The organism is Bacillus cereus group sp. BfR-BA-01523, from assembly GCF_022662615.1.
Classification (GTDB): Bacteria; Bacillota; Bacilli; order Bacillales; family Bacillaceae_G; genus Bacillus_A; species Bacillus_A mycoides.
In genome coordinates, this window is sequence record NZ_JAKUDX010000004.1 from 289,609 (window position 1) to 305,779 (window position 16,171).

Consider the following 16,171-nt stretch of genomic DNA (forward strand, 5'->3'; position numbering starts at 1 on the left):
TTCCTTATATATAAAATAAATGTTTATAAGTCTATTAAAAATACTAATTTTCTAAATTTATATAAATCGTGTAATACCCAATAAGTTCCTATATAATCAATAGTGAAAATCTTACAAATGGAGGTATAAAAATGGCGATTTTGAGTAATATTGGTGCAGCTTTATTTTTTATTGCTTTTATTCTTTTAATACTATGTATTATTTCATTCTTTAAGAAAACTGGAAAAACAAAACAATATGGTCGTCCTACTGTTATTCTTTTTATGATTTCAATTCTCTTAATAGGAATGGGCACTACAAAATCTGAACACCCAGTCATCGATTTTTTTACTACTTTAAGTTTAATTTTATTTATTTTTTTCCTTGTTCTAGCAATCTTATCCGTAATTAAAAAGACAGGTGTAGCAAAAAAACAATTTATTATCACTGCTATTTTATTTGTCATTTTTGTTGCATTATCAGGTATTTCAGCTCCTTCTTCTGAAAAGACGGCAGCCACTAGTAAAAAAGTTGCTTCTAACAATGCAGAACAAAAAGAGAGCGAGAAGAAAAAAGAATTAGAAAAGAAAGAATTAGAAAAGAAAGAATTAGAAAAGAAAGAAGCGGAAGAACAAGCTCTTAAGCAAGAAGATGAAAAGCGTCTAGCTGATGAACAAGCTCGTAAACAACAAGAAGAGCAAAAACGTCTAGCTGATGAACAGGCTCGTAAACAACAAGAAGAACAAAAACGTCTAGCTGATGAACAAGCTCGCAAACAACAAGAAGAACAAAAACGCCAGGCTGATGAACAGGCTCGTAAACAACAAGAAGAGCAAAAACGCCAGGCTGATGAACAAGCTCGTAAACAACAAGAAGAGCAAAAACGCCAGGCTGATGAACAAGCTCGCAAACAACAAGAGGATCAGCAAAAAGTACAGCAAGCTCAAACACAACCAGCTGCAAGTAACAATAGTAATGTAACTTACAAAAATTGTACTGAAGTTAAAAATGCTGGAAAAGCTCCATTATATAGAGATCAACCAGGTTATAGCTCTAAACTTGATCGTGATGGCGATGGAGTTGCATGTGAAAAATAGTAGTAAAAAGAAGCTTCTAGTAAGCTTCTTTTTTTATTATCAGAAACTATTGCGACAAATTACCCTCCCTCTCTCTTTTATAAAACTCATTTTATTATTCTCAAAAATGACACATAATAAGTGATTTAAATCACCACATTGATTTTAATTTAACGCTATTCTTAATTTAGATATTACATTTAAACTTTATGGAGGCATTCATATGAAACATACATTTACTGAAACTTCAATTATCGGTGAGATTGTTACACAATTCCCGAAAGCTAGTGACTTTTTTAAATCATATAGAATAGACTTTTGTTGTGGTGGTAGTAGACCACTTATTGACGCAATTAATGAAAGAAATTTATCGGCAACAGAGGTAATTACAGAGTTAAATACACTTTATAATAATACGAAACTATTAAATGAATCTGAAATTGATTGGAAAAATGCTTCATATCGTGAATTGATTGATTATGTGATTAATAAGCATCATCGCTATTTAAATGAAGAGTTGCCACAGCTAAGTCCATATGTGACGAAAGTATTACGCGTTCATGGAGCAAATCAGCCTCATTTAGCTCAAATTCATAAACTATTTCATGAACTTAAAATGGAATTAGAACAACATTTAATTAAAGAAGAAACGGAAGATTTCCCGTTAATTTTAGAATTCGAACAAAATCCAACTGATCAAAACTATGCAAAGTTACGTAAAGTAGTAGACGAGTTGGAGAATGAACATAACCACGCTGGCAATATTATTAAAGAACTTCGTAAGGTGACAAATGACTTTACTCCACCAGAAGGAGCTTGCGGCACTTATCGCCTTGTTTACCAGCGCCTTGAAGCCATTGAATCTGATTTATTTGAGCATATTCATTTAGAAAATAATATTTTATTTCCTCGTGCAATTTCAAAAGCATAAATAAAGTGCAGGACATGAGTATAAATGCTCATGTCCTGCTTTTTCATTGTATAAAAAATATTTATACTTCCCCTTCCCCTCTATCCATATAGCCATATTCCCTTTCGCTTCTCCCTTCACATAAATCCGAATTTTAACAATTTGTGAATCATTATAAAAATGTGATAAATATCACATCTTCCCCTTTTTTGATTTTCTATAATGAGAATATAATATTTTGTTCAGCATTTCACATAAAAGGGGAAATGAATATGAAAAAACGTTTAGTTATGATCGGAAATGGTATGGCTGGCATACGCTGTATGGAAGAAATATTAAAACATGATAGTGATTCATATGAGATTACTATTTTTGGAGATGAACCACATCCAAACTACAATCGCATTATGCTCTCTCATGTTCTACAAGGCAAAACAAATATGCAAGATATCATTATGAACGAATATAGTTGGTACGAAGAAAACGAAATAACTTTATATACAAACGAGAGAGTTCAAAGTATTAACCGCGAGGAAAAGGTCATTGTCACAGAAAAAAATCGTACTCTTACATACGACAAACTCATTATCGCAACAGGTTCTAGTGCTTTTATTTTACCAGTTGAAGGTTCCACCCTTCCTGGTGTAACAGGATTTCGAACAATTGAAGATACACAATTTATGATGGATACCGCTAAAGAAAAGAAAAAGGCCGTTGTCATTGGTGGTGGATTACTCGGTTTAGAAGCCGCAAGAGGTCTTATTGACTTAGGGATGGATGTACATGTTGTTCATTTAATGCCTAGCTTAATGGAGCAACAACTAGATACGAAAGCAGCTTCCCTATTGCGTGAAGATTTAGAAGCGCAAGGCATGAAGTTTCTAATGGAAAAGAAAACTGTAAAGATTCTTGGTACAGACCATGTTGAGGGCATTCAATTTGGAGATGGTGAAGTTGTAGATTGTAATTTAATCGTAATGGCTGTCGGAATACGTCCAAATACTCAAATAGCAAAAGATGCTAGTTTACTTGTAAATCGCGGCATTGTAGTCAATGACTATATGCTAACGAATGATGAATCCATTTATGCAGTTGGAGAATGTGCAGAACATGACGGTATCGCATATGGACTTGTTGCCCCTCTTTATGAACAAGGCGCAATATTAGCAAAACATATAACGAATTTACAAACTAATGGATATACGGGCAGCATCGTCGGTACACAGTTAAAAGTTGCAGGTTGTGATTTATTCTCTGCTGGTCAAATTTATGAAGATGATCAAACGAAAGCAATTTCAATCTTTGATGAATGTAAACGTTCCTATAAAAAAGTATTAATTCGTGACAATAAAGTCGTCGGTATCGTTTTATATGGTGATGCAACTGATGGTACACGCCTCTTTAGCATGTTAAAGAAAGAAGAAGATATACAAGAATATACAGCCGCTTCCCTTCTTCACAAAGCTGGTGAAGAAAGTGAACTTGACGTTGCTACAATGAGTGCGGATGACACAATTTGTGGATGTAATGGCGTTACGAAAGGTACAATCGTTCATGCCATTTTAGAACAAGACTTAACTACTTTTGAAGAAGTTAAAGGATGCACGAAAGCCGCAGGGTCTTGTGGTAAATGTCGTCCGCTTGTGGAACAAGTTCTAGCTCATACACTCGGAGATGCTTTTGATGCTTCTGCGCAGTCTGCTGGTATGTGCGGATGTACAACTTTATCACGTGACGAAGTCGTAGCCGCCATTCACGAGAAAGGTTTAAAATCGCCAAAAGAAGTACGAAATGTACTCGGTTTTGCACATGAAGACGGCTGTTCGAAATGTCGTCCTGCTTTAAATTACTATTTACGTATGGCGATTCCGGAAGAATATGTAGATGATAAATCATCCCGTTACGTTAATGAAAGAATGAATGGTAACATCCAGCACGATGGTACATTCTCTGTTATTCCACGTATGTACGGAGGCGTTACAACCGCAGATGATTTAATGAAAATTGCTGAAGTCGCAAAAAAATATGACGTTCCTCTTGTGAAAATTACAGGTGCGAGCCGAATCGGCTTATATGGTGTTAAGAAACAAGATTTACCTAACGTATGGGCTGACTTAAATATGACTTCTGGATATGCGTACTCAAAATCGCTTCGTAATGTAAAATCATGTGTTGGTTCTCGCTTCTGTCGTTTCGGTACGAAAGATTCTTTAGGACTTGGTATGCTCCTTGAACAGTCATTAGAAATGGTAGATACACCTCATAAAATGAAAATGGGTGTAACAGGTTGTCCACGTAACTGTGCGGAAGTACTTACGAAAGATTTCGGCGTTGTGTGTGTTGAAAATGGATTCCAACTTTATATTGGCGGAAATGGTGGTACAGAAGTACGCGAAGCTGATTTTGTAATGATTGTCCCAACTGAAGATGATGTCCTTCGCATCGCTACAGCTTACATGCAATATTATCGTGAAACTGGTATTTATGGAGAGCGTACTGCCTACTGGACAGAACGTTTAGGCTTCGATCACATAAAAGAAATACTACAAGATGCAAGTATGGTGACTACGCTAAATGAACGCTTCCAAACAGCTCGTAGCACATATACGGAAGCTTGGGGAGAAGCACTAGAAACGAAGTCTTTAAAAGCGATGTATGAAGTAGAAACTGTGAAATAAGGAGCTGTAATCTATATGATACAAACGAAAGAAAAAATAAAAGTTATGCGTGCGGAAGACCTTCCTATTCAAATTGGTAAAGAGGTACAAATGAAAGACATGTCTATCGCCCTATTCCGCCTTTCAAATGGTGATATTCGAGCTGTAGAAAATCGGTGCCCTCATAAAAATGGACCGTTAGCGGAAGGAATTGTATCTGGGGAATTCGTCTTTTGTCCACTGCATGATTGGAAAATCTCATTACTAACAGGTGAAGTTCAAAAACCTGATGACGGCTGTATCCAAACGTACGAAGTAGAAGTTATTGATGGTGACATTTATATAAACATGTAATTTACGAAAGGAAGCCTCCTCTGGCTTCCTTTTAAATAAAAAATGATGAGGTGCGATTATGAACGGATATGTATATTTAGTTGGTGCAGGACCAGGGGATGAGGGGCTTATTACAAAAAAAGCGATAGATTGCTTAAAGCGTGCAGATATTGTCTTATATGACCGCTTATTGAACCCTAACTTTCTTAGCTATACAAAGCCAACTTGTGAACTTATTTATTGCGGTAAAATGCCAAAGAATCATACTATGCGTCAAGAAATGATTAACGCCCACCTCCTTCAATTTGCGAAAGAAGGAAAAATCGTTGTCCGCTTAAAGGGCGGAGATCCATCTATTTTTGGCCGTGTTGGTGAAGAAGCAGAAACTTTAGCGGCAGCGGACATTCCATATGAAATTGTACCAGGTATTACATCTAGCATCGCCGCTAGTAGCTATGCAGGTATCCCCCTCACCCACCGCAACTACAGTAATAGCGTTACTTTACTAACTGGGCATGCAAAAGGTCCTTTAACCGATCATGGAAAATATAATTCATCCCACAATAGCGACACAATTGCCTACTACATGGGTATAAAGAACTTACCTACAATTTGTGAAAATTTACTACAAGCAGGAAAACAAGAAAATACACCCGTAGCAGTCATTGAGTGGGGTACAACTGGAAAGCAACGCGTTGTCACAGGAACACTTTCAACCATTGTTCCTATCGTCAAAAACGCAAATATTTCTAATCCATCAATGACAATTGTTGGTGATGTCGTTTCCTTACGTAATCAAATCGCTTGGAAAGAACGTAAACCATTGCATGGTAAAAAAGTTTTATTTGCATCCGCAACAAATAAAACCAGTTTCATAAAGCAAAAGTTACAAGAATGCGGTGCAGAAACATATCAAATTCCAACTTTCAAAAGGGAAGAATACACATTAACATCTGAACAAATCAATGAAATTTTTAACGTTGATCGCCTTGTATTTTGTTCAGATGAAAGTGTAGAAATCTTGATGCGATCATGTAGTAAACGCCAGAAAGATATTCGTTCCTTACAGGCGAAACTGCAGTATATGAACGTTGCCACTCAAGAAAAACTTATGCAATATGGGCTACTAAGTAAACAAGCAGAGTTCTCTTCCGATACAACTGTTTATTTAGGCAGAAATATTAATCGAATTGGTTTTATTCAAGAAAAAATTGGTGCTGGGTCTTATATGATGACTCATGAGTATACAATTGATCATCGTTTCGATGAAGTCCATTCTCGTATGCTTTCTGAATTCTCATGGGATAGCATTGTATTTGAAGGACGTGCTTCAATTGATACATTTTCATCAGAAATAAAACGACTTGGCTTTATCGATATTCTTACTCTTCCCTTCTCGTATACCGACATTCCAACGTTACACTATGCGAATAAAGTGGGTTTTCATAATGTAGATGAGCAATTACAAGACATTATTATGAAGAAAGATTTGGTGGTACGATGAAAGGAATTGTATATGTTGGACACGGTAGTCGCCTGCGAGAAGGTAATGAACAATTCATTCACTTTATTCAATCTGTTATGAAAGAACGTAACGAAAGGAGTCAAAAAATAGCTTTTCTAGAACTAACGACACCTACCATTTCGGATGCAGTTACAGAAGCAATACTAGAGGGTGCAACTGAAATAATGATTGTACCTGTTTTATTATTTGCAGCAGCTCACTATAAACGTGATATTCCTTTTGAAATAGAGCAACTACAAAAGAAATATCCTCAAATAACATTTTCAGTTGTACCACCTTTTAGTACGCATCCACATATGGTTGAACTTGTAGTGAAAAGAATACGTGAAACTATGCCAAAGCAAGATAGTAGCGTTTTACTCGTAGGACGAGGCAGTAGTGATCCACAGCCGATACATGAGTTACAACAAATCGGAGCAGCGGTCGAACGAAAACTCGGTATGCCAGTATCGTGCTCCTTTTTAACGAAAGGAGCGCCCTCTTTTACTGCTGAGCTCAAGACGATAACATCGACTGCGTCCCATGTATATGTCATGCCGTACCTTCTCTTTACCGGTTTGTTGCTTCAAAAAATTAAGTTGCATACAAAAGAATATGATCACATCACGACTTGCAACTGTCTTCAGTTTGATACATATATGAAGTTAACATTATTAGAACGAATGGAGGAATGTGTGTATGTATAACATGTGCCCTCTTATGTTTAATTTAGATAAAAAAGTAGTTGTTATAGTTGGTGGTGGTAAAATCGCATATCGGAAAGCGTCTGGATTAAAAGATACAGGCGCTTTTGTCACCGTTATCAGCCCAGAGATTTGCGAGGAAATGAAGGAACTTCCTTATATTACTTGGAAGCAAAAAACTTTTAGTAATGATGATATTAAAGATGCTCACCTTATTTATGCAGCTACAAATCAACATGATGTCAATATGATGGTCAAACAAGCCGCACATGATTTCCAATGGGTTAACGTTGTAAGTGATGGCACAGCATCATCCTTTCACACACCTGGTGTCATCCGAAATGATGAATATATTGTAACGATTTCAACTTCCGGTAAGGATCCATCGTTTACAAAGCGTTTGAAGCAGGAACTAACATCTATATTTCCTAAACTTATAAAAAAGCTTTCTCGTACTCACAAATAATAATCTATTTCTTAGCTAAAATAGTAATTACCTTTGGACAAACGTTTTTTAGAAGCGTTTGTTCTTTTTGTTTTGGTTCCTTTTTTGAATTAAGCCGCTTGATTATCAGACATGGTACAATTGTAAACGACACCCAATATATCAAAGACTGTTTTCTTCTCATATCGATGGGATTTCCGTCCATCATTTACCGCCTCAAGTCTATCCGTTTTTGCACGTATATTCAAAACAAAATATATGACAAATAAATAACGACAGTTACTGTAATAATGCTGAAAAGTGTTGAAAATAAAACGATTTGTGCATGTAGTTCAGGCTCTATTTGATACTCCATAGCAATAGTTGCTGTATTTCTTGAAGTAGGAAAAGAACTTGCAATAAATAATGATTGTGCAACAATACCATCAATGTTTAGTAGGTATATCATGGCAAGTGCTAATAATGGTCCCATCAATAATCTTCCAATTAAAGCCCATGTTATGACTCGATGGAAAAAATTAAGCTTAATGTTGGATAATTGCGCTCCTAGCAATATGAGTGCTATTGCAACAAAACTATTCGCAAGCTGATTAAGAGGTAGAAAGATAGAATTAGGTATTTGAATTGTAAAAGATTGAAAGAGAACCCCTAATATGAGTGCATGAAATACAGGCAGTCTTAGAAATGATTGAATAATACTTCCGATTGTTTTTGTTGCTGATAGTAAGTTATATATCCCATATGAATAAGTTAAAAGATTCTGGAAAATCACAATGAAAATCTGAATGGAAACCCCCACTGGATTGTGACTGAAAATCAATTGACTTACTGGTAATCCATAATTACCGGAATTCATTAACGAAATGCTATTTTTTAGAGCTGCACTTTCTCCTTTTTCTAACTTTAATGTTTTTGAAATGAAATGACTTACTATCATCACACTCAGACTGTAAAGTATTAAATAGTATATTATCTGGAGCAACAAACCTGTTTCTATACTAATATCATATATATTCACAAATACAGCCGCTGGCATCAAGCAATAAGTAATAAGTGTAGATAGCTGCTTTAAGTTAAATTGGAACTTTCTTTGTAAGATTGCACCAATTAGAATCAATATTAATATTGGTAATATCACGTCTAATATAATAAAAACAAACATTTAATACCCCATTCTAAATACATTATAGTTGGATTAAACTCTTTACTAAATATGGATACAGTTAATTCAAATGTAGCCCCTGACGCTACCCAAAATACCATTTGAAAGCATTCGTATACAGGATTTTATCGGTAGCTTGTTCATCAAATAGCTGTTGAATCAATTTGATATCTCCATACTCAAAAGGTCTTTTTGCTCTTGTAGATGGTAAATCTGTTCCAAACATAAGTGCATCTGGGTTAACTTCATAAATCGACTTTAAGGCATTCTCAACATCTAATTCGACACGACCAAAACCAGTAGCTTTCACATGTACCCCTTTATCAACTAGTTTTAATAAATGTGGTAAACCTTCTTCTGATAACCCTAAATGGTCAATTGATATAGCTGGTAATTTTTCTATAGTGGATGCAATTTCGGGCAACTCTTTTGCATCCATATAAAGCTCACTATGCCATCCTACTAAATCATGAACTCTTCTAGCAAAGTAATCCAGCTTCGATAAATCTTCTGAACCACCTCTTTTAATATTAAAGCGTAATGCTTTTACCCCATTTTCATTTAAATTTAGTATTTCTTCATCCGTCACTGTAAAAGGTAATTGTGTTACGCCACAAAATGTTGAACCCAACTGTTTTAGTGCCTTTAATAAATATTCTTGATCAAACCCTTGGAAAGAACCAGATACGATCGCTCCACCAATTACATTCAAATTAGGAGTTTCATTCTGATAATCTTCTACAACAAAGTTGGGTGGAAAATACCCTTGGTTCTCAATAATTGGAAAATTAAAATCAATAATATGAAAATGTGCATCAAAAATTCTCATTTCATTTCCCTCCCCTCTCTTTTCTTTAACATATCAAATATGACTCATAAAAAAAATTATGGATTATTTATACAAATTCATAATTTTATCTTATCGACCCAAACTTTATTCTTTATTTTAAGTGTACTTTTTCACAATATCCATTAGCCTTACGAAAAAATCTGGCCCTAAAAAATATGAAGTTTTTTCTTGTTATAAATACCGTCATATGTTTTTGGAATTTCAGAATATTTAAATGCACCAATATATTTTTATACAGATTAATAGATATCCTTTAGAAAGGAGCGACTATTTATCGATTCGTTAGCGATCAATAGTCATCGTTTAATTCAAAAGTTATTATTTTCGTTCTCGATATATTCCGAATGTTTTATGAGGATTTTTCGTTTGTTCATTTCAGTCTTATAACAATCGTACTGTTGCTTTTACTTTGGAAACTTTCAATAGACAAAAAACAGAGTTTTCGATTGTGGAATTAGATTTAAGTTCATACATTTATCGCTTAATATCTTTATCTGTAGGCAAAACAATTGCAGCTATTATATAAAGTAACACCGTAAATCCACTAGTAAAAAAGGCTGATAATGCAGTGACTATGCGAAGGATACTTACATCAATTCCATACTTATCGCTTAAGCCACCTAATACACCTGATACTTGTTTATCTTGAGTGGACTTATATAATTTTTTCATCTAAACACCCCGATCCAATTAAGTATTTGTATGCTAAAAATTAGTTCTATCTTCGGAAGAGATTTAAACTTTCTTTAACTAACCCTTTAATTGAATAACATCTGATATCTATATTTTAACATAAAATTCCACAAAACTTCTGTTTTTCATTTTTAAACCACATTATTTTAGAATACAAGTGTTTGTTAAGTTAGCAATAAAAAACATATCGAAGCCTATTACTAAAAGAACCCTCCTAGATTACTTTAGGAGGGTTCTTTTTCTTTATTAATGATTCTTTAACATCACTAACAGCTTCTCTTGGCTATACATCCATACTGTAATGATTAAACAAGCAAGAGCGACTTCTGATAACGCCATAAATCCAATTGCATAATGACCTGTTAGTTGGAATAGTAACGTTAAAATTAATGGTGGGAAGAACCCTCCTAATCCACCTAAAGCTGACACAATCCCATTTACAATCCCTGCTTGCTCAGAGAAGTACATTGGAACAAGCTTAAAGATTGTACCATTTCCAATACCTGCACAGAATGCGACTAGTAAGCAACCAAATGTATACACGTTCATACTAGGCATGAATGATAAAACAATACCAGATAGTGTTAAGCCGATAAATACGAAGATTAATATTTTAAATGGATTAAATTTATCACCGAGCCAACCACCAATCGGGCGCATCATTGTTGCTAATACGATGAATCCAGCTGTCCGCATGCCTGCATCTACTTTCTCTAATCCGAAGTGAGATACTAAAAAGTTTGGTAAATATACTGTAAATGCGACAAATGATCCGAAAGTTAAAAAGTAAAAGATACATAGAAACCAAAGTTTTTCATTTTTATATACACCTTTTATTTGTTCCATTAATGGTGTATTCACCTTTTTTTCCTTACGATCGCCTAATAAAAAGTTCATAAGTGCAAATGCTGCAAGTAAAACTAAATAACACTGTACTGTTGTTCTCCAGCCAACTGATGTCGCAATTACAGGTGCTAAAAATGAAGTAATTGCTGTTCCAGCGTTACCCACACCGTAAATACCATTTACAAAACCGTGACTCTCTTTCGGGAAGTATTTCGGTAGAGAAGTTACTCCTACAGAGAATACAGCACCACCAATCCCTACAAATAATCCACCAATAATTAAATCCATCATAGAATTGGCAACACTAATGTAAAATACAGGGAATAATAAAAGTATAAAACTAATAAAGAACAATTTTCTTGCTCCGTAACGATTTGTCCAATAACCAATTGGAATGCGAAGAATAGAACCTAAAATAACGGGTACTGCTGTGACCATAGAAATTTGTCCCGCAGTTAATGGAATATCCGCTTTAATATATGGCATTAATGATGATAAGATAACCCATACCATAAAACCGATAACTAGATTAGAAGTTTGTAAACTTAATTGAAAATTAGGACTTTTCATCCTGTTCCCTCCTATGTATGCATAGTTATATTCATTCTCTCCAGCCTAATCACGTCCTAACATGATTAGGCTGAAAAGAATCAACCACCACTTACTGGCGGAATCATTGCTACTACATCGCCAGTTTGAATAATGTCATCCTCATTTGCATACTCTTCATTTACGGCGACCATTATCTCGTTTGAAATCGCTACGCTGTATTTCTTAATGAGAACTTCCTTTAGTTCAGCAACCGTAATATTTTCACAATCTATGTACAAGGCCGGCTTACTTGCTTCTTCTTGCAAATGTGCAAATAATAGTACTTCAATCATGTTCTCATCTCCCTTTCAGGCTCACCATTTGCATGTGCTATTTTCTCTAACTGATCACCTATCCATGACTCACCATCTTCCCAAAACTCTTTCTTCCAAATCGGAACAATTTGTTTTATACGCTCCATAATATATTCGTTCGCCTCATAGGCTGCTTTCCGGTGTGGTGTTGAAACGGCGACAACAACAGCAAAATCAGAAATTTCCAATGTACCAATGCGATGTGTAATTGCTACATATGTCCCAGGCCACTTCTCTTCTACTTCATTACCAATTTTCTCAAGCTGTTTTTCCGCCATTGTTTTATATGCTACATACTCTAAATATAGCGTACGACGTCCTTTCGTAAATTCTCTGACGGTACCAATGAAAGTAGTAACCGCACCACACTCACACCGAATTACTTTGTTTGTAACTTCTTCAATTGAAATAGGTGTATCAATTACTTCATAATACGTATGTGTCATTTTGCACCTCTTACCTTTGTATAAGTTAGCAATCTATTTTTCTATTACTTATATGATCGAAGTGGTTCTTTCCACGGCCACTCACTTCCTATGTTCGATTCCAATAATAATACCGAAACAATTATTCCTGCTTCAAATCCTTTCGTTCCTCCCGGCAGGACGATAAATGCATTCGCCTCTGCAAGTGAAGAAATTGCACTAGATTTATCTAAACCAACTGGTGTAGCTTGCAATTTGCCATCTACAATTTCTACTCTCCCTCTTACAAAACGAGTAAATGGGTTTGCTTTTGGAAAGTCTTTCTGTAAAATTGCTTCTGCTCGATATATGTGCGGATCTTTTCTATGCAAATATGTTCCAATGACTGGCCGAACATATAATTCACATCCGACATAACAAGCTGAAGGATTACCAGATAGACCAAATAATAGTTTTCCTTCTAGCTCAGCTACAGTTGTCACACTTCCTGGTCGCATCGCTATTTTGTTGAAAAGTACATTAGCTCGTAATCTCTCATAAATAGCAGGTAAATAGTCATAGTCTCCTACCGAAACGCCACCAGTTGTAATTAAAATATCGACTTCTTTTATTGCTCTTTTTACGGTCTCATAACACGTCTCTAAATCGTCAGCAAATTGTCCATAATAGCGTACAATTCCACCTGCTCGCTCAATTTGAGCAGCAATCATATAGGAATTACTATTTCGAATCTTCCCCGGTTTAAGCTGTTCATGTACTTCTAAAAGTTCACTTCCTGTCGTTACAATTCCAATAACTGGCTGTTTTATAACATGTACTGAACTATAACCAAACGTAGCAAGAAGTGCTGCTACTCCAGGGTTAATAGAAGTCCCTTTTTTCACGAGTATGGCATTTTCTTTTACATCTTCCCCTTTAAAAGAAATGTTATCACTAGAGGCGAAAGGACGTTTTAATTTCATATAAGTCTTTTCATTTTCTTCAAATCCTTCCGTTAGCTCTAACATAACAACAGCATTACACCCCTCTGGAATTGCGGCTCCTGTCATAATACGGACAGCTTGAAATGTTTTCACTTCTTCTGTAAAAACAAAACCTGCTCCAATTTCACCAATCACTTCAAACTGAATAGGGTTACTGCTACTTGCTTCTTTTGTATCTTCCGCTCGAATTGCAAACCCGTCGTATGGAGAGCGATCAAAATGCGGGACATCATGATCTGCAATAACATCTTCTCCAAGCGTTCTACCGTAGCTGTCTATAAGAGAAACCTTTTCTATTTCACCTTGATGAGCATACTCCATTATGCGTGCAACTGCTTCTGCTACTGGAATTGGTTTACGTTTTTCTAGCATTCTTTTATCACCTCGTTTTGATAAGGATAAACTCTCTTTCTGTTCATCCTATATATTTTGCGTATAATCGTTTTGCCATTTTCATATCATTTGTCCCATGAATAAATGCCCTACCGTCTGTAAATAAAACAAAACGATATTCATCTACTAGAAACGATAGTAAATATGGATTTTTTTTGACACTCACGCTTTTTTGTAAGCGATTTCGAACTTCTTCTAAATTAAGAACTCGCTTTATCCCTGGACGGATTTGAACTGTATTCCGCCCGCATAGCACTTCAGTTTTCATCTGTGATCCAAATGTTAAATTTGGGTAAGTGCGTACATTCCCACAAGATGGACATGTACTTTTCTTCTGCCTATTTACTTTTAATGAGAGATATTGATTGTTCCAAATATCAAATGATAACATCGTTCCCCTTAGCGCCTGAAAATCATTCACCAATATTTTCATCGCTTCTGTCACTTGGTGAGCAACGACCATTTGTACAGCCGGCTGAATGATTCCTGCTGTATCACATGTTGCACCGCCCATAGGATGATCCATTAGACAGCGAAAGCATGGTGTTTCCCCCGGAAGAATTGTATACGTTACACCGTAACTTCCAATGCATCCACCGTATATCCAAGGTATATTTTCTTTTTGCGAAATGTCATTTATAAGTAGGCGCGTATCGAAATTGTCAGTCGCATCTAATATAAGATCCACTTCTTTTGTTAACTCTTCTATTTCTTGCATTGTGACATCCGTTACAATTGGTACAATTTCTACTTCAGAATTAATCTTTCTTAAATGTTCTGCCGCTGCAATTGCTTTTGGTTTACACTGCTGTGCATCTTCTTCTATATATAACTGTTGCCGCTGTAAATTACTCCATTCGACGTAGTCACGGTCAGCAATTGTCAACTTCCCAATCCCCATCCTAACGAGCGCTTCCGCATTTGCAGCTCCTAGTGCACCCGCACCGATTAGGAGCACATGTTTTTTTCTTATTTTTCTTTGTCCCATTTCACCAATTCCAGAAAACAATACTTGCCTTGAATATCGCTCTTGCATAGGGAATCCTCCTTTCGCTATCCACCAATATAAGACATTTCAACTTTTGGACGTTTATTTGTACTTTCAGCCGTTCTTTCATCCGAATACCGATCTGTTCTGCACTCCCATGTATGTTGGAGAATTTTTAATAATGAAGCATCAGAAATATTTTCTCGAAGAAGCGTTCGCAAATCAGTTCCTTTCGTTCCAAATAAGCACGTAAAAAACTTACCGTCTGCCGATATACGAGCTCTCGTACAAGAGGAACAAAAAGATTCAGAAACAGAAGTAATAAATCCAACTTCTGCATCGCTCCCTACATATCGATACAATTTCGCAACTTCTCCAAAGTAACGAGGTTTAACAGGCTCAATCGGATATACACGATTAATTTTCTCTATTAATTGTTCCTTCGTAATAACTTGTTCAAAGTTCCATCCGTTCGTACTGCCCACATCCATAAATTCGATAAAACGAAGCTGAATTTCTTGTTCTTTAAAATAACGAGCCATAAGAAGAATTTGACTATCATTCATCCCTTTTTTTACGACCATATTTACTTTTACTTCTAATCCAGCTGCCTTTGCTGCTTCAATTCCTTTCAATACAGGTTTTGTACTTACATTTCGTCCATTAATTTTTCGGAAGACATGATCTTCTATCGCATCTAAACTAATGTTTACACGTTTTAATCCCGCTTCTTTTAATGCCCTTGCCTGTTTTGCTAAATGAATACCGTTTGTTGTGAGTCCAATATCCTTTAAGCCTTCTAGCTTTGCAAGCCTTGCAATTAACTTCGGTAAATCTTTACGCAATAAAGGTTCACCGCCAGTAAGTCTAATTTTATTAACACCCATACTTATAAATAATCTCGCTAACCTTTCTATTTCATCGAACGTTAATAAAAACTCTTCCTGTAAAAAAGCATAATCAGGTCCGAACACTTCAGCTGGCATACAGTACGTGCACCTAAAATTACAACGGTCAATAACTGAAATACGTAAATCTTGAAGTGGCCGCTCTAAAGAATCTTTCATCTTCTCGTGCATATATATCCCTTCTTTTCTACTGCAATCATTAGTAAGCTTTCAAATTTTTTATTTGCCTTCATTATAAAAAAGAAGCTACATATTCAATGTGACTTTTCTCACATTACTTTCCCCATTCAAAAATTCTTCACAAATCTGTTCGCATTTTGTTCACATCTTCAGTCCCTACTCCTTACGGTCATTGAAATTTTACAACAATTTTGAAATAGCTCTTGCATTTTCAGCATACTTACACTCAA

Annotated in this window: 16 protein-coding genes; 7 read left to right on the top strand and 9 right to left on the bottom strand. The window is 35.7% G+C overall.

The window, feature by feature from the left end; genetic code table 11:
- Window positions 1–131: 131 nt before the first annotated feature.
- The 7 genes from MR066_RS13400 (at window position 132) to MR066_RS13430 (ending at window position 7,629) form a co-directional block, all read left to right on the top strand.
- Window positions 132–1,076: an excalibur calcium-binding domain-containing protein gene (locus MR066_RS13400; RefSeq protein WP_242247451.1), complete on the top strand. Its 945-nt coding sequence runs from the start codon at window positions 132–134 to the stop codon at window positions 1,074–1,076.
- 202 nt (window positions 1,077–1,278) lie between these two features.
- Window positions 1,279–1,986, top strand: a complete 708-nt coding sequence (ric, locus tag MR066_RS13405; protein ID WP_088032731.1) for an iron-sulfur cluster repair di-iron protein — start codon at window positions 1,279–1,281, stop codon at window positions 1,984–1,986.
- A 251-nt stretch (window positions 1,987–2,237) separates the two neighbouring features.
- Entirely contained in the window at window positions 2,238–4,643 is a 2,406-nt protein-coding gene (nirB, locus tag MR066_RS13410) for an NADPH-nitrite reductase large subunit (protein WP_242247452.1), read from the top strand.
- Window positions 4,644–4,658: 15 nt separating this feature from the next.
- Window positions 4,659–4,976, top strand: a complete 318-nt coding sequence (gene nirD, locus MR066_RS13415; protein WP_002141471.1) for a nitrite reductase small subunit NirD — start codon at window positions 4,659–4,661, stop codon at window positions 4,974–4,976.
- 58 nt (window positions 4,977–5,034) lie between these two features.
- Window positions 5,035–6,459, top strand: coding sequence for a uroporphyrin-III C-methyltransferase (locus tag MR066_RS13420; RefSeq protein ID WP_242247453.1), 1,425 nt, complete (start codon window positions 5,035–5,037; stop codon window positions 6,457–6,459).
- A complete protein-coding gene (locus MR066_RS13425) occupies window positions 6,456–7,166 on the top strand; it encodes a sirohydrochlorin chelatase (protein ID WP_242247454.1) in 711 nt (236 codons plus the stop codon). Before MR066_RS13420 ends, MR066_RS13425 begins: the two co-directional genes overlap by 4 nt.
- Window positions 7,159–7,629 carry a precorrin-2 dehydrogenase gene (locus MR066_RS13430; protein WP_002085951.1) on the top strand — a complete coding sequence of 157 codons (471 nt, stop codon included), beginning with the start codon at window positions 7,159–7,161 and terminating at the stop codon, window positions 7,627–7,629. Before MR066_RS13425 ends, MR066_RS13430 begins: the two co-directional genes overlap by 8 nt.
- A gap of 223 nt (window positions 7,630–7,852) precedes the next feature.
- Here MR066_RS13430 and MR066_RS13435 read toward each other — a convergent pair whose 3' ends face one another.
- The 9 genes from MR066_RS13435 to moaA form a co-directional block, all read right to left on the bottom strand.
- Window positions 7,853–8,770: an AEC family transporter gene (locus tag MR066_RS13435; RefSeq protein WP_002031605.1), complete on the bottom strand. Its 918-nt coding sequence runs from the start codon at window positions 8,768–8,770 to the stop codon at window positions 7,853–7,855.
- 85 nt (window positions 8,771–8,855) lie between these two features.
- Window positions 8,856–9,599, bottom strand: coding sequence for an amidohydrolase family protein (locus MR066_RS13440; RefSeq protein WP_002085952.1), 744 nt, complete (start codon window positions 9,597–9,599; stop codon window positions 8,856–8,858).
- A 495-nt stretch (window positions 9,600–10,094) separates the two neighbouring features.
- Entirely contained in the window at window positions 10,095–10,292 is a 198-nt protein-coding gene (locus tag MR066_RS13445) for a PspC domain-containing protein (RefSeq protein WP_000737853.1), read from the bottom strand.
- A 267-nt stretch (window positions 10,293–10,559) separates the two neighbouring features.
- Complete coding sequence (narK, locus tag MR066_RS13450) at window positions 10,560–11,729, bottom strand: nitrate transporter NarK (protein WP_242247455.1); 1,170 nt, start codon at window positions 11,727–11,729, stop codon at window positions 10,560–10,562.
- A gap of 80 nt (window positions 11,730–11,809) precedes the next feature.
- The gene (gene moaD / locus MR066_RS13455; RefSeq protein ID WP_002127098.1) at window positions 11,810–12,043 is read right to left on the bottom strand and encodes a molybdopterin converting factor subunit 1; all 234 of its coding nucleotides are present in this window, start codon (window positions 12,041–12,043) and stop codon (window positions 11,810–11,812) included.
- Window positions 12,040–12,510: a molybdenum cofactor biosynthesis protein MoaE gene (locus MR066_RS13460; protein WP_242247456.1), complete on the bottom strand. Its 471-nt coding sequence runs from the start codon at window positions 12,508–12,510 to the stop codon at window positions 12,040–12,042. Before MR066_RS13460 ends, moaD begins: the two co-directional genes overlap by 4 nt.
- Before the next feature lie 44 nt (window positions 12,511–12,554).
- Window positions 12,555–13,844 carry a molybdopterin molybdotransferase MoeA gene (locus MR066_RS13465; RefSeq protein WP_002141461.1) on the bottom strand — a complete coding sequence of 430 codons (1,290 nt, stop codon included), beginning with the start codon at window positions 13,842–13,844 and terminating at the stop codon, window positions 12,555–12,557.
- Window positions 13,845–13,887: 43 nt separating this feature from the next.
- A complete protein-coding gene (locus tag MR066_RS13470; protein WP_242247457.1) occupies window positions 13,888–14,901 on the bottom strand; it encodes a molybdopterin-synthase adenylyltransferase MoeB in 1,014 nt (337 codons plus the stop codon).
- A gap of 17 nt (window positions 14,902–14,918) precedes the next feature.
- The gene (gene moaA, locus MR066_RS13475; protein ID WP_002168528.1) at window positions 14,919–15,932 is read right to left on the bottom strand and encodes a GTP 3',8-cyclase MoaA; all 1,014 of its coding nucleotides are present in this window, start codon (window positions 15,930–15,932) and stop codon (window positions 14,919–14,921) included.
- Window positions 15,933–16,171 lie beyond the last annotated feature (239 nt).

Bases quoted from the DNA above. Each gene is read 5' to 3' on its own strand.
- MR066_RS13445 (WP_000737853.1), bottom strand. From the start codon at position 10,292: ATGAAAAAATTATATAAGTCCACTCAAGATAAACAAGTATCAGGTGTA.
- MR066_RS13420 (WP_242247453.1), top strand. From the start codon at position 5,035: ATGAACGGATATGTATATTTAGTTGGTGCAGGACCAGGGGATGAGGGG.
- narK (WP_242247455.1), bottom strand. From the start codon at position 11,729: ATGAAAAGTCCTAATTTTCAATTAAGTTTACAAACTTCTAATCTAGTT.
- moaA (WP_002168528.1), bottom strand. From the start codon at position 15,932: ATGCACGAGAAGATGAAAGATTCTTTAGAGCGGCCACTTCAAGATTTA.
- MR066_RS13460 (WP_242247456.1), bottom strand. From the start codon at position 12,510: ATGACACATACGTATTATGAAGTAATTGATACACCTATTTCAATTGAA.
- MR066_RS13430 (WP_002085951.1), top strand. From the start codon at position 7,159: ATGTATAACATGTGCCCTCTTATGTTTAATTTAGATAAAAAAGTAGTT.
- MR066_RS13425 (WP_242247454.1), top strand. From the start codon at position 6,456: ATGAAAGGAATTGTATATGTTGGACACGGTAGTCGCCTGCGAGAAGGT.
- MR066_RS13440 (WP_002085952.1), bottom strand. From the start codon at position 9,599: ATGAGAATTTTTGATGCACATTTTCATATTATTGATTTTAATTTTCCA.
- ric (WP_088032731.1), top strand. From the start codon at position 1,279: ATGAAACATACATTTACTGAAACTTCAATTATCGGTGAGATTGTTACA.
- MR066_RS13435 (WP_002031605.1), bottom strand. From the start codon at position 8,770: ATGTTTGTTTTTATTATATTAGACGTGATATTACCAATATTAATATTG.
- nirD (WP_002141471.1), top strand. From the start codon at position 4,659: ATGATACAAACGAAAGAAAAAATAAAAGTTATGCGTGCGGAAGACCTT.
- MR066_RS13465 (WP_002141461.1), bottom strand. From the start codon at position 13,844: ATGCTAGAAAAACGTAAACCAATTCCAGTAGCAGAAGCAGTTGCACGC.
- nirB (WP_242247452.1), top strand. From the start codon at position 2,238: ATGAAAAAACGTTTAGTTATGATCGGAAATGGTATGGCTGGCATACGC.
- MR066_RS13470 (WP_242247457.1), bottom strand. From the start codon at position 14,901: ATGCAAGAGCGATATTCAAGGCAAGTATTGTTTTCTGGAATTGGTGAA.
- moaD (WP_002127098.1), bottom strand. From the start codon at position 12,043: ATGATTGAAGTACTATTATTTGCACATTTGCAAGAAGAAGCAAGTAAG.
- MR066_RS13400 (WP_242247451.1), top strand. From the start codon at position 132: ATGGCGATTTTGAGTAATATTGGTGCAGCTTTATTTTTTATTGCTTTT.